Origin of the sequence: Gilvirhabdus luticola (genome assembly GCF_040117515.1) — a bacterium.
GTDB classification, from domain to species: domain Bacteria; phylum Bacteroidota; class Bacteroidia; order Flavobacteriales; family Flavobacteriaceae; genus Gilvirhabdus; species Gilvirhabdus luticola.
This window is the reverse complement of the sequence record NZ_JBEEEN010000003.1, coordinates 221,001-234,791: the sequence shown is the minus strand read 5'-3', so window position 1 is coordinate 234,791 and position 13,791 is coordinate 221,001. Positions and strand designations below refer to the sequence as shown.

The 13,791-nt window shown below is 31.3% G+C and carries 11 protein-coding genes; 9 read left to right on the top strand and 2 right to left on the bottom strand.

Annotated elements, in window-relative coordinates; translation table 11 throughout:
• Positions 1-10 precede the first annotated feature (10 nt).
• The gene (locus tag AAFP94_RS08060; RefSeq protein ID WP_316662054.1) at positions 11-781 is read left to right on the top strand and encodes a glycosyltransferase family 2 protein; all 771 of its coding nucleotides are present in this window, start codon (positions 11-13) and stop codon (positions 779-781) included.
• Here the strand turns inward: AAFP94_RS08060 and AAFP94_RS08055 are convergent.
• The gene (locus AAFP94_RS08055) at positions 755-1,519 is read right to left on the bottom strand and encodes a lipopolysaccharide kinase InaA family protein (protein ID WP_316662053.1); all 765 of its coding nucleotides are present in this window, start codon (positions 1,517-1,519) and stop codon (positions 755-757) included. The two genes, AAFP94_RS08060 and AAFP94_RS08055, sit on opposite strands and share 27 nt — an antisense overlap.
• 55 nt (positions 1,520-1,574) lie before the next feature.
• Between AAFP94_RS08055 and AAFP94_RS08050 the strand changes: the two genes are divergently transcribed.
• The 4 genes from AAFP94_RS08050 to AAFP94_RS08035 are packed head-to-tail and all read left to right on the top strand — an operon-like array spanning position 1,575 to position 5,169.
• A complete protein-coding gene (locus AAFP94_RS08050; RefSeq protein WP_316662052.1) occupies positions 1,575-2,135 on the top strand; it encodes an L-threonylcarbamoyladenylate synthase in 561 nt (186 codons plus the stop codon).
• Between the two features lie 48 nt (positions 2,136-2,183).
• Positions 2,184-3,611, top strand: coding sequence for a CCA tRNA nucleotidyltransferase (locus tag AAFP94_RS08045; protein ID WP_316662051.1), 1,428 nt, complete (start codon positions 2,184-2,186; stop codon positions 3,609-3,611).
• Complete coding sequence (locus AAFP94_RS08040) at positions 3,598-4,614, top strand: COX15/CtaA family protein (protein ID WP_316662050.1); 1,017 nt, start codon at positions 3,598-3,600, stop codon at positions 4,612-4,614. The genes AAFP94_RS08045 and AAFP94_RS08040 overlap by 14 nt, the downstream gene beginning before the upstream one ends.
• A 39-nt stretch (positions 4,615-4,653) precedes the next feature.
• Complete coding sequence (locus AAFP94_RS08035; protein ID WP_316662049.1) at positions 4,654-5,169, top strand: IS1096 element passenger TnpR family protein; 516 nt, start codon at positions 4,654-4,656, stop codon at positions 5,167-5,169.
• A 7-nt stretch (positions 5,170-5,176) separates the two neighbouring features.
• Here AAFP94_RS08035 and AAFP94_RS08030 read toward each other — a convergent pair whose 3' ends face one another.
• Positions 5,177-6,235: a hypothetical protein gene (locus AAFP94_RS08030; RefSeq protein ID WP_316662048.1), complete on the bottom strand. Its 1,059-nt coding sequence runs from the start codon at positions 6,233-6,235 to the stop codon at positions 5,177-5,179.
• Between the two features lie 115 nt (positions 6,236-6,350).
• On the opposite strand from AAFP94_RS08030, the gene AAFP94_RS08025 reads away from it, so the two are divergent.
• From AAFP94_RS08025 to AAFP94_RS08010, 4 genes are all read left to right on the top strand, one after another.
• Positions 6,351-7,247: an ABC transporter ATP-binding protein gene (locus AAFP94_RS08025; RefSeq protein WP_316662047.1), complete on the top strand. Its 897-nt coding sequence runs from the start codon at positions 6,351-6,353 to the stop codon at positions 7,245-7,247.
• Positions 7,248-7,266: 19 nt separating this feature from the next.
• Positions 7,267-8,091, top strand: a complete 825-nt coding sequence (locus AAFP94_RS08020) for an ABC transporter permease (protein WP_316662046.1) — start codon at positions 7,267-7,269, stop codon at positions 8,089-8,091.
• A 30-nt stretch (positions 8,092-8,121) separates the two neighbouring features.
• Positions 8,122-10,863 (top strand): T9SS type B sorting domain-containing protein, encoded by a 2,742-nt coding sequence (locus AAFP94_RS08015; RefSeq protein WP_316662045.1) that lies wholly within the window; start codon positions 8,122-8,124, stop codon positions 10,861-10,863.
• 170 nt (positions 10,864-11,033) lie between these two features.
• Positions 11,034-13,766 carry a T9SS type B sorting domain-containing protein gene (locus AAFP94_RS08010; RefSeq protein ID WP_316662044.1) on the top strand — a complete coding sequence of 911 codons (2,733 nt, stop codon included), beginning with the start codon at positions 11,034-11,036 and terminating at the stop codon, positions 13,764-13,766.
• The last annotated feature ends 25 nt before the right edge of the window (positions 13,767-13,791 follow it).

The following is a 13,791-nucleotide window of genomic DNA, read 5'->3' as shown; positions in this document are numbered from 1 at the left end:
CATTTCAACTTTGGAGAATTCTAAAATTTCTGGATTAATAATTACCTATAACGAGGAAGAACTAGTTGACGATGTCATTGAAAATATCTCGTTCGTTGATGAGCTTATTGTTGTTGATTCTTTCAGCACAGATAAAACAATATCTAAACTGAATAAGTACAATCATGTGAAAGTGGTTCAACGCAATTTTAAAAATTTTTCAGATCAAAGGAACTTTGCCATTCAGCAAGCTCAATATCCTTGGATATTATTTATTGATGCCGATGAAAGGATAACAAAAGAATTACGTTCGGAGATTTTAGAAACAGTAAGTAATCCTTCTATAGAAGTTGCATTTAAGTTTCCAAGAAAATTTGTCTTTGGTGATAAATTAATCAAGTTCAGCGGATTACAAACCGACTTCATTTACAGGCTCTTTAAAAAAGGTTTTGCTCAATACAATCTAGACCAAACAGTACATGAAAAGTTAGAAGTAAATGGTAAATCAAAAACATTATCTAATGTTATGCTGCACTATTCATACAGTGATTACGAAAGTTATAAAAAGAAAACAGAGCATTACGCTATTTTAAAAGCTCAAGAATTATTTGAACAAGGCAAAAAGCCAACTTTCTTCGATTTTTACATTAAACCAGCTTACAAATTTCTTTACAATTACATTTTTAGGCTTGGGGTTCTTGATGGAAAAGCCGGTTATATAATCTGTAAACTAAATGCTTATGGAGTTAAATACAGATTTAAAAAATTAGAAAAATTAATTTCTAGTTCTCCAAAAAAATAAGTTCTTTTTAAGTTGCTGTTTCCCTTCATGTTTCTTTCTGAAGTTAAGAACATGCTCCCACATTGCACTAAATACTTCAGTATAGTTTTCTACAGAAATTTTTGAATATTCATCGCTCATAATTTTTACCATATTTTCATATTTGGTCAATCTGGCAAAGTTTTTCATTCTTTCATCAAAAGACATAGGGCCGAAGGTCATTCGATTCAAATCAACTAAAAAGAATATGTAACCTTGTTCGGTTTTTTTAATTAATGTATTCCCAGGTGAATGATCTAGAAAATTAATTCCGTTTTCATGCAGCTTATAGGTAAACCTAGTAAATGCTCTTAAAATAGTTTCATGATCTGGATAATTAAAATCATGTATGAGCTCTCTATAAGTTAAGTCACAATCCAAATGCTCGCTTACATAAAAACTCTTTTTAAATAGAAAAAAACTAGTGCTTTCAAAATATGCTATTGGTTGTGGTGTGCCAATTCCTAATTCAAGAAGCTTTGTCGCATATTCAAATGAACGATGTGCTTTACTTTTTCTAAAAAAACGATAAACGATTTGATTAATTAGGTTAGGAACTTTAAACGACTTAACATTTAATTGCTTATCATTTAAATTGAAAAGTTTAATTGTATTTCTTTTCTGATTGCCAAAAACCTGTCCGTCAAAGTCAAAATTTTTGATAAACCTTTTTATTTCTCTCTCGTTATTTTTAAATTCCTTATTAAAAACACTTTTCATGAAGCAATATTACAACTTTTCTTATTTTTGCCGCTACTCTTAAGACAATATTGTAATGCATGCTGAAGTAACAAAAGCTTTTCAAGTATTAAAACAAGGAGGTATCATTCTTTATCCAACAGATACTGTTTGGGGAATTGGTTGTGATGCCACAAATTATGAAGCCATACAAAAAATTTACAAACTGAAACAACGTGTAGATTCAAAATCAATGATTTGTTTGGTTAGCGATTTTAAAATGCTCAATCAATACATAGAAGAAATTCCAGAAGTTGCTTATGATATTTTAAAATATGCCACCAAACCAACAACTATTGTTTATGATAGACCTCTTCATGTAGCAGAAAATTTAATTGCCGAAGATAATAGTTTAGCTTTAAGAGTAGTTCGTGAATCTTTTGCAAGTCATTTATTAAAAAAGTTTAAAAAACCTATTGTATCCACATCTGCTAATATTAGCGGTCAACAAACACCAAAATCATTCAAAGAAATAAGTGATGAGATTTTAAAAGGTGTCGATTATGTAGTAAATTTGCCCAACGTAAAATCAAGCAAAAAACCATCAGCAATTATTAAATTAGCTAATGATGGCACTGTGCAAGTAATACGTCAATAAATTTTCAAAATCCAGAGTTTATACAAATGATTTTGAAATTTAATTCTTATGAAAAACTACAAACAAGCTTTAACCCATAACATCTTCAAGATAATTTCTCAATCTGCCAAAGAATTAGGTATAGATAGTTATGTTATTGGTGGATTTGTTAGGGATTTTATTCTTAAAAGAGAATCAAATAAAGATATTGATATTGTTGCCATTGGAAGTGGTATTAAACTTGCACAGCAAGTTTCTAAAAATTTACCTAACTGTCCAAAAGTTCAAGTTTTTAAAACATATGGAACAGCAATGCTTCGGTTTGAAGACATTGAAATAGAGTTTGTTGGAGCGCGCAAAGAATCGTACAACGAAAATAGCAGAAATCCTGTAGTAGAAAACGGTACTTTACAAGATGACCAAAATCGTCGTGATTTTACGATTAATGCCCTAGCATTAAACTTATCCGAAGTAAATTTTGGAAAGTTATTAGACCCATTTGATGGTGTTAAAGATTTAGACAACAAAATCATAAAAACACCTTTAGACCCAAACATTACTTATAGTGATGATCCATTAAGAATGCTTCGTGCAATTCGCTTTGCAACTCAACTAAATTTTCAAATTGAAAAGAATTCACTAAAGGCTATTACAGATAATAAACATAGAATTAAAATAATAACAAAAGAACGGATCGTTGTGGAACTCAATAAAATTCTTGAAAGTAAACAGCCTTCAATTGGATTTTTTCTTTTGGAACAAACTGGTTTATTAGATTATATTTTACCAGAACTTACAGGTTTAAAAGGCATAGATGAAGTTGAAGGGCAAAAACATAAAGATAATTTTTATCACACACTTGAGGTTGTAGATAATATCTCAAAAAATACAGATAACTTATGGCTACGATGGTCTGCGTTGCTTCATGATATTGGAAAAGCTCCAACCAAAAAATTTAATAAAAAAATAGGTTGGACCTTTCATGGGCATGAGTTTGAAGGATCCAAAATGGTATTTCATTTATTCAAGCGTTTAAAAATGCCATTAAATGACAAAATGAAATATGTTCAAAAATTGGTACTCATGAGTTCTAGACCTATTGTTCTGGCGCAAGACGAAGTGACAGATTCTGCCGTAAGACGTTTGGTATTTGATGCAGGAGATTTTGTAGATGACCTTATGACACTGTGTGAAGCTGATATTACAACCAAAAACCCTAAAAAGTTTAAAAAGTATCACAACAATTTTAAAATAGTTCGTCAGAAGATTATAGAAGTAGAAGAACGCGATCATATACGTAATTTTCAACCTCCAGTTTCTGGTGAAGAAATCATGGCAGTCTTTAATTTAAAACCATCAAAAGAAATAGGGATAATAAAAGAAGCCATAAAAGAAGCCATTCTTGACGGTGATATTCCAAATGAATATGAAGCTGCTTATGCTTTAATGATTAAAGAAGGAAAACTATTAGGACTTACAGTGCATGAAAAAAGATAACAAAAAAGTTGTAGTTTGGTTAGCAACAGGATGTCTACTAATTTTTATCATGGTCATCATTGGAGGAATAACGAGGTTAACGCATTCTGGATTATCAATTTCAAATTACAAGTTAATTTCAGGTACAATACCGCCAATGAATGATATTGAATGGCAAGAAGCTTTCGAACTTTACAAACAATATCCCGAATATCAAAAACTAAACTATCATTTTAATCTTGAAGATTTTAAAGATATTTATTTTTGGGAATGGCTGCATCGCTTTATAGGTAGACTGATTGGATTGGTATTCTTTATTCCGTTTTTATATTTTATTATCACAAAACAACTTTCAAGATCTACCATTAAAAAATCTTTAATTCTTTTTGGGCTTGGAGCCTTTCAGGGTTTTTTAGGTTGGTACATGGTTAAAAGTGGATTGGTTGACAGACCAGATGTAAGTCATTACAGGTTAGCAGCTCATCTTACAACTGCATTCATTACGTTTGCTTATACGCTCTGGTTGATTCTTGATATCATTTTTCCAAACAAAAAAATTATAGATATCCGTTTTAGAAATTTATTAAGAGTAACATTGGTAATTGTATTGCTTCAAATTATTTATGGTGCTTTTGTGGCTGGACTTGATGCAGGTTTTATACACAACCACTGGCCAATGATGAGTGAAGGCAAGTTTATGCACGAAACGGTTTATATCGAACAAAATCCGTTATACAAAAACTTCATTGAGGGTAAAAGTGGTGTGCAGTTTGTTCATAGAATACTGGCCTATGTAGTAGTTATTATGATATTCATAGTTTGGCGTAAAGGCAGAAAAATGGACCTAACAAGTTTTCAATATCTTGGAATTAATCTATTACTCATTATGGTTGGTTTACAATTTCTATTAGGAGTTTTAACCTTGATTTTACAAGTTCCTGTTTGGTTGGGTATTGCTCACCAAGTTGGAGCATTTATACTTTTAAGTATTATGACATTTACTTTACATCGCTTTAGTAAATAAGGTAAAAAAACTACCTTTGTAGTCAAATTATAAATGAATATGGTTTATAGATTTAGGGTCATCCTTGATAACGATTCGGACGATGATGTTTTTAGAGATTTAGAAATTTTTGAAACAAATACTTTCGAAGATTTACATAACATCATAAATCAATCTTTTGGTTTTGATGGAGCAGAGATGGCTTCATTTTATGTTAGTGATGATACTTGGAATCAAGGAGAAGAGATCTCGTTGTTTGATGTTAGTGATAGTAGTAATAATGTAAAACTTATGAACGAAACTATTATTAAAGACATTGTACATGAAGCGCAAACCAAATTAATTTATGTCTACGATTTTTTTAATATGTGGACATTTTACGTAGAACTTGCTGAAATTGTAGATTCTGTAGAAGGCGTGGATTATCCAAATCTAATGTTTGTGCATGGACAAGTTCCAGATACAGCTCCAGAAAAAGATTTTCAAGCTGAAGATTTTAATGAAGATGAAGAATTTGAAGATGGGTTAGATCTTGAGGACTATGATAATCTAGATTTTGATGAGCATTGGAATTGAGCTTTTTTTAAGGTAAATTAGGGTTTACCGTTTCATAATTACGCTTCACAAAATCCAAAGCATTCTTTACAATTTCGCCCATATTTTTACTACGCTTAAACTTTAAATCAAGCGTGTAATCATAAATTACAGATTTTAATAGATCAACGTGGTCTTTTATAGAAATGGTATCATTTACCATACAATCCAATAGTTCACCCATTCTGTCGTGGTAACTAATTAGACGTTTGGCCACAATAGAGCGTTCTTCAACTTTATATTGGTCTACAGAAAATTTTTCAAACCTTTCAGATACCAATTCTACCATTTTGATATTTTCTTTAAAAAACTGTGGCCTGTAAATATTAAATTTTCCCTCGTAACTTTGCTGATCAAAATCTATAGCTCTTATCTTATATACTACATGGTCAAAATCATGGGTAGGAACAATCACATAATTGTAAGAACGCATATCACCAAGTAACCTAATCATACAGCGTTCGTTGAATTTTACAAATTCCTTTGCTATTTGAGATTTTTCTGAAGAGTTACACTTTGGTAAAAAATTCTTGATAAATTCATCGCCAGGAATTCCTGCAATATGTTCTTCAATTAAAGTGTCTTTATACACCAGAAAGTTAAGATTATATGGTGACAGCATATGCTCCAGTTCTAAACCATATATTCGCGAAGCATCTGCTTTCTTAACATAAAAATAAGTATAATTGTCATTAAGAATGTTCCTTATCTTAACTCTAAAAGGTTTTGAGTTTCCAAACGTGCAATAATCAATAGCATCTACACTTAAAAAAGGGATTGTCTTTTCATTACCATCAGAATGTAAAGTGGTATAGACTTTTTTTAAGCTTAAATCTATGCTTTCTCTTTCAAAATCATTATAGTAAACACGAATCCAAAGTGTATCTTCATCATTCTTATCATACACCACAACAGAACCTTGAAAACGTAGCAAATCATCATAAAAAATAGGAATCTTTATGTCTCTTTTGTATTCCTTTAAATACTCATTAAGTTTATGGCTAACTGGAAATGAAGGTTTCTTTTTTGATATTTTTAAATCTTTCATATGGTGATATCTACAATTCAAAAGTAAGATAATTTATCAAAGTTATTGTAAACCAATGTAACAACTTAAAAGGTTTGTCGTCTTACGATTATAACCATCAAAAAATATACTCGCCTTGGAGCCAATTTTAACAATTAGTAATCTTACAAAAAAATTTGGTTATTTAACTGCTGTAAAAGATTTAACCTTTACAATTAATAAAGGAAATGTTTATGGCATTTTAGGACCTAATGGAAGTGGTAAATCCACAACTTTGGGTATTGTGTTAAATGTAGTAAACAAAACTGCTGGTGACTTTAAGTGGTTTGATGGTACAGTTTCAACTCATGATGCTTTAAAAAGAGTTGGTGCTATTATAGAGAGACCTAATTTTTATCCCTACATGACAGCATATCAGAACCTTAAATTGGTATGTAAAATTAAAGGTGTAGATTATAAAAACATTGATGAAAAGCTTGATATAGTTGGATTACTAGATAGAAAAGACCACAAATTCAAAACTTATTCTTTGGGTATGAAACAGCGTTTAGCTATTGCTTCGGCTTTGCTTAATGACCCAGAAATTTTAATTCTTGATGAACCAACCAATGGACTTGATCCTCAAGGCATACATCAAATAAGGGGAATTATAAAAAAAATTGCTAGTGAAGGCACTACAATTTTATTGGCTTCCCACCTATTGGATGAAGTTGAAAAAGTATGTTCTCATGTTGTGGTTTTAAGAAAAGGTGAACGACTGTATTCTGGAAGAGTTGATGAAATGATTTCCAGTCATGGTTTTTTTGAATTGAAATGTGAAGATAACAAAAGACTGATTAGGCAACTTGAAAATGATTCCACATTTGGAATCATCAAAGAGGAAAATGGATTAATCACTGCTTTTTTAAATGAACCGTTAGAAGCTTCAGAATTTAACAAGTTATTATTTGAAAGCGGTATTGTTTTATCGCATTTGGTAAAACGAAAAGAAAGCCTCGAAGATCAATTTTTAAAACTTACTGACAATAATTAATCATCCAAGAAAGAATTCAATGTTACGACTTATAAATTTAGAATTACAAAAACTGCTTGAAAATAGAGCAAGTAAGGTTTTAATTTTCATCTCTTTTATTTTGCCTTTTACAGTTTTGGTTCTATCATCAATTAAGATAAATTTCTTCGGTTTTTTTACTTTAGAATTAGGTGAGCTAGGTATTTTTAATTTTCCTATAATTTGGCATATTACCACATTTTTTGCAGCTCAATTTAAATTTTTCTTTGCTATAGTTGTTGTTAGTATGATTGGTAATGAATATAGCAACAAAACAATTAAACAAAACCTTATTGACGGTTTAAGTAAAAAAGAATTTATCCTATCAAAATTCTACACTATTGTTTTCTTTTCTCTAGTTGCTACTTTATTGATTGGTTTTGCTTCACTAGTTATTGGGATGTATTATTCAAGTTATACGGAAGCCAGTATTGTAATTACAGGCACTGAATATTTGTTGGCATATTTTATTAAACTAATAGGTTTTTTTAGTTTATGTTTATTTTTTGGAATGCTTATAAAACGATCAGCTTTTGCTTTGGCATTCTTATTTATACTATTCATTGTTGAGTGGATTGTTTTTGGGTTAATTACTTGGCAATTTAATTCAGATATTGCTGAAAAAATTCAGAATTTCTTTCCTTTAAAATCTATGCATAAACTTATTGATCAACCTTTTCAACGGGTTATCATGTCAAAGTTCCCTGATAAAGCAGAATTAGCTTATGATTATGCTGTGCATTGGTATGAGATTACGATTGTTTTAGGATGGACAGCTTTATTTGTCTTTTTATCTTATAGATTATTAAAAAACAGAGATTTGTAGTATATTTGGTAGTATATCTCTGCGCTTGCTATGAAAAAGATATACTGCCTTTTAGCAATACTGTTGTTAAACACAAACCTCTTCTCTCAAAACGAAGCTAGTAATTGGTATTTTGGGTACGGCGCAGGAATAAAATTTGATATTGCACTAAATACTGCTATCTCTGTTGATGACGGTCAATTACATACCTTTGAAGGGTGTACATCAATATCGGATGCTTTAGGAAACTTACTGTTTTATACTGACGGAAGAGTAGTACGAAACCGTAATCATAATGTTATGGTCAATGGTACAGGTTTACTTGGTGATGCATCAAGTTCTCAATCGGCTATAATAGTACCAAAACCTGGTGACGATACAGTTTATTATGTTTTTACAGTAGATAATAACCTGAACAACACAAATTTTGGGCTAAATTATTCTATTGTTGATATGACTTTAGATGGAGGTTTAGGGGCCGTTACTGATAAAAATATTAACTTACTTCCTCTTTGTACTGAAAAATTAAGTGCAGTTTTAAAAGATTGTATAACAAAATCTATTTGGGTAATAACTATGGCCTCATTTAATGGAGATGCTGTAGATAGTTATGATACTTATCATGCATTTGAGGTAAGCAGTGCTGGTGTAAACCATGTATCAGTAAAATCTCAATTTACTTTTAATGATCCAATTACAGATGCCAGAGGTTATTTGAAGCTCTCTCCAGATGGAAAAAAAATGGTAAGCGCAAGTGTACAAAGAGATGCTTTATATATTTATAACTTCGACTCATTTACTGGCGTGGTTACAAACCAGCAGCAATTGTTTGTTAATTCTATTCACGACAGACCATATGGTGTAGAATTTTCACAAAATAGCCAGTACTTATACGTTAACTCATATAATGATTTTAGATCACAAGGAGGGCCAAATAGTGATGACTTTCTTAATCCAGAAAATCACTTTGCTGCTCTTTTTCAATATGATGTTACAGCTCCAAATATTGAAAGTTCAGAATATAAAATAGATGAAAGACAACTTTATCGTGGAGCTTTGCAATTAGGTCCTGATGGAAAAATATATAGAGCTTTAAGCGCAACTTATGAACAAGGTTTGCCGTATTTGGGAGTTATAAACAATCCTAATGAAGCAGGAATTGCATGTAATTATTCTCATAATGGTATAAATTTAGCACCAAATTCATCGGCTCAAGGATTACCTCCATTTATTCAGTCCTTATTCAATACGCAAATTGACATCATTCGCAATGGATCTGAAACTGCAAGCCTTGCTCTTTGTGAAGGTGAAAGTTATACTCTTACTGGTGAAGAAATTCCAGGTGCAATATATACTTGGACTGTGGATCAGAATATCTTACCAGAAAATGATTTTGATTTAGAAATAACCGAAAGTGGACATTATCAATTATTCATTGAGCCAAATAATGGAGAGTGTGTAATTGAAGGGCAAGCTTTCGTAGCGTTTCAGGAAAATCCTACCATTCATGATATCACTTTTTTACAATGTGACGAAGATGGTACAGAAGATGGTCATACTCTGTTTAATTTAAAACAAGCCGGTGAAAATATAGTAGGTGGACTCCCTAATATGATCACACAATTTTATGCAAATTCTTCAGACGCTGAAAATAATATGAATTCTATTAATCCTAATAGCTATGGCAACATTACCAATCCTGAAATACTTTATATACGAGTTACAAATGCTTTAACTGGTTGTTTTAGTTTGGGCCAAGTTACTCTAGACGTAAGTTTAACTAACTCTAAAAATACCGAACTTATTGCATGTGATGATGATGGGATTGAGGATGGTATTTATCGATTTACTTTAAATGATGCAACTATTTCTGTAATTGATGGTTTACCCACAGGATTAGATATATCTTATTATCAAACTTATGAAAATGCATTACTGGAAACTAGTAAATTGGGTTCAACTTATGCTAATAGAATACCATATTCTGAAACAATTTATGCTCGGGTTGAAAATGCAAATAATTGTTATGGTATTAGCGAATTAAAACTTACAGTGCAAAAACTTCCAGAAGTAGATAGAGAATCTTTAAATTATTATTGCTTGAATTTTTTTCCACAAACTATAACACTCGATCCAGATATATTAACTGCAAACGTTAATAATTATACATACGATTGGTCTACAGGTGAAACAAGCTATGCAATTCAAATAAATGAACCTGGAATTTATTCGGTTAATGTTGGAAACGCCAATGGATGCTTTAAAGAAAAAAGAATTATTGTTGAAGCTGCTAATATTGCTACCGTAGAATCCATCAGAATTGAAGACGCAACCAAAAACAACATTATACGCGTATTTGTTTCTGGTGAAGGACAATATGAATATGCGCTAATAGATAATAGTGACAATAGTTTATATGCCAATTATCAAGAAAGTAATACGTTTGAAAACATTAAACCAGGGATTTATACAGTAAACATAAGAGATGTTGAAAACAATTGTGGTATTACCCAAGATTTGGTCTCGATAATAGGATTTCCAAAATATTTTACACCAAACAACGATGGTATTAATGATACTTGGCAAGTGTATGGTGTTTCTGATATTTTTCAACCAAAAACTATAATATATATTTATGACCGTTATGGAAAACTTGTCAAGCAATTGAGTCCAACTAGCAAAGGTTGGGACGGGAATTTTAATGGAGAACCACTTCCAAATAATGACTATTGGTTTGCTGTAACATTACAAGACGGTCGTATCTTCAAAAATCATTTCTCACTAAAAAGATAGGTTTTAAAATCTCAATTTTAATATTCAAAATGCATCTTCGTCATTATTGTTGACAATAGTCAAAAGAACGGTTAAATTTTTATACTTTATTTTAGGGTCTGAATAATAATTAGAAATTTATTGAATACTAATATTTGTAGTATATTTGATAGTATATCTCTGCGCTTGCTATGAAAAAGATATACTGCCTTTTAGCAATACTGTTGTTAAACACAATCCTCTTCTCTCAAAACGAAGCTAGTAATTGGTATTTTGGGTACGGTGCTGGAATAAAATTTGATATTGCGCTTAATACATCTGGCTCAATTGATGATGGTCAATTGCATACATTTGAAGGTTGCACTTCATTTTCGGATGAATATGGAAATTTATTGTTCTATACTGACGGAAGAATTATAAGAAATAGTAATCACAATGTTATGCTTAATGGTTCTGGTTTACTTGGCGACCCATCAAGCTCGCAATCAGCCATAATAGTGCCGAAGCCAGAAGATGATACTATCTACTATGTTTTTACAGTAGATAATAACCTGAATAACACAAATTTTGGGTTAAATTATTCTATTGTTGATATGACTTTAGATGGAGGTTTAGGCGCTGTCACTAATAAAAATATAAACCTTCTGTCTTCCAGCACTGAAAAATTAAGTGCAGTTTTCAAAGATTGTATTACAAAATCTATTTGGGTAGTAACTATGGCTTCTTTGAATGGAGATGTTGTAGATAGTTATGACACTTATCATGCATTTGAAGTAAGTAGTGCTGGTGTGAACCCAGTATCTGTAAAATCTCAATTTACCTTTAACAATCCAATTACAGATGCCAGAGGCTATTTAAAGTTTTCACCTGATGGCAAAAAAATGGTAAGTGCAAGTGTACAAAGAGATGCTCTATATCTCTTTAATTTTAACTCATTTACTGGTATAGTTACTAACCAGCAACAGTTGTTTGTTGATTCTTCAAATGATAGACCCTATGGGGTAGAGTTTTCTCAAAATAGTCAATTTTTATATGTAAATACTTATAACGATTATAAAGTATCGGGGACAGAAAACGATGATTATAATCCGGAAAATCACTTTGCAGCTCTTTTTCAATATGATATTACAGCTTCAGATATTGAAAGTACTGAATACAAAATAGATGAAAGACAACTTTATCGAGGAGCTTTGCAACTTGGTCCTGATGGAAAAATTTATAGAGCTTTATGTACTGCTTATGCAATAGGATTACCATATTTAGGAGTTATTAATAATCCCAACGAACCAGGAGAAGCCTGTAATTATGTTCATAACGGCATAAATTTAACTCCTAATTTGTCTGCTCAAGGATTGCCGCAATATGTTCAATTACCAATCAATACTCCAATTGACATTATTCGCAATGGATTTGAAACAGCAAACCTAGTGCTCTGTGAAGGTGACAGATATATTTTAAAGGGCGAAAATATACCAGGCGCCACATATACGTGGACTTTTGAACAGAATATCTTACCAGAAAATGATTTTGATCTTATAATTACACAAAGTGGTCATTATCAATTATTCATAGAACCAAATAATGGAGAGTGTGCTATTGAAGGACAAGCATTTGTAACCTTTCAGGAAAATCCGATTATTAATAATATCACGTTGTTACAATGTGACCAAGATGGTATAGAAGATGGTCTTACTCTTTTCAATTTAAAACAAGCCTATAAAAACATAGTTAGCGACGTTACGGATATGAATATACAATTTTATACAAATTCTTCAGATGCTGAAAATAATGTGAATTCTATTAACCCAAATAGCTATAGCAATATTTCCAATCCTGAAATACTTTATTTGCGAGTTACAAATGAATTGACTGGCTGTTTTAGTTTAGGACAAATTACTTTAGATGTAAGTTTAACCAACTCTCAAAATTCCGAACTTATTGCATGTGATGATGATGGTGTAGAAGATGGGATTTCTCGTTTTGTTTTAAATGATGCAACTGCTTCTTTAATTGATGGTTTACCATCAGGATTAGATATATCTTATTATCAAACCTACGAAGATGCCTTGCTAGAAACTAGCAAACTTGAGGCAACTTATGTTAATAAAACTCCATATTCAGATACAATATTTTCTCGAGCTGAAAATGCTAATAATTGTTATGGCATAAGCGAATTAAAACTAACTGTTGAAAAGTTACCGGAAGTAGAAAGCGAATTGATAACCTATTATTGCTTAAACAATTATCCTCAAACCATTACTCTTAAACCAGATATTTTAAATATAGATGCAAATAATTATACTTACAATTGGTCAACCGATGAGACATCATATGCAATTCAAATAAACGAGCCCGGAATTTATACGGTTAATGTTGGGAACGCCAATGGATGCTTTAAAGAAAAAAGAATTATTGTTGAAGCTGCTAATATTGCTTCCGTAGAATCCATTAATGTTATTGACGCCTCTCAAAATAATATAATAACTGTATTAGCATCAGGTGAAGGACAATATGATTATGCTTTATTCAACAGTGATGGAACCATATACACTAACTACCAACCTAGTAATATTTTTGAAAATGTAAAACCAGGAATATATACGGTAAACATAAGAGATGTTGAAAACAACTGTGGTATTATACAAGATTTGGTTTCAGTCATTGGCTTCCCAAAATATTTCACCCCAAACAACGATGGTATTAATGATACTTGGCAAGTGTATGGTGTTTCTGATATTTTTCAGCCAAATACCATTATCTACATATATAATCGTTATGGCAAATTGGTCAAGCAATTAAGCCCAACTAGCAAAGGTTGGGACGGGAAGTTTAATGGCGAACTACTCCCAAATAACGACTATTGGTTTGCTGTAGAACTACAAGATGGCCGTATCTTCAAAAATCATTTTTCATTAAAACGATAATCAAATTATAAACTAATAAAAGTCA

Excerpts from the sequence above, each read along its gene's own strand:
- AAFP94_RS08040 (WP_316662050.1), top strand. The coding sequence starts at position 3,598 with ATGAAAAAAGATAACAAAAAAGTTGTAGTTTGGTTAGCAACAGGATGT.
- AAFP94_RS08045 (WP_316662051.1), top strand. The coding sequence starts at position 2,184 with ATGAAAAACTACAAACAAGCTTTAACCCATAACATCTTCAAGATAATT.
- AAFP94_RS08010 (WP_316662044.1), top strand. The coding sequence starts at position 11,034 with ATGAAAAAGATATACTGCCTTTTAGCAATACTGTTGTTAAACACAATC.
- AAFP94_RS08050 (WP_316662052.1), top strand. The coding sequence starts at position 1,575 with ATGCATGCTGAAGTAACAAAAGCTTTTCAAGTATTAAAACAAGGAGGT.
- AAFP94_RS08020 (WP_316662046.1), top strand. The coding sequence starts at position 7,267 with ATGTTACGACTTATAAATTTAGAATTACAAAAACTGCTTGAAAATAGA.
- AAFP94_RS08015 (WP_316662045.1), top strand. The coding sequence starts at position 8,122 with ATGAAAAAGATATACTGCCTTTTAGCAATACTGTTGTTAAACACAAAC.
- AAFP94_RS08030 (WP_316662048.1), bottom strand. The coding sequence starts at position 6,235 with ATGAAAGATTTAAAAATATCAAAAAAGAAACCTTCATTTCCAGTTAGC.
- AAFP94_RS08055 (WP_316662053.1), bottom strand. The coding sequence starts at position 1,519 with ATGAAAAGTGTTTTTAATAAGGAATTTAAAAATAACGAGAGAGAAATA.
- AAFP94_RS08035 (WP_316662049.1), top strand. The coding sequence starts at position 4,654 with ATGGTTTATAGATTTAGGGTCATCCTTGATAACGATTCGGACGATGAT.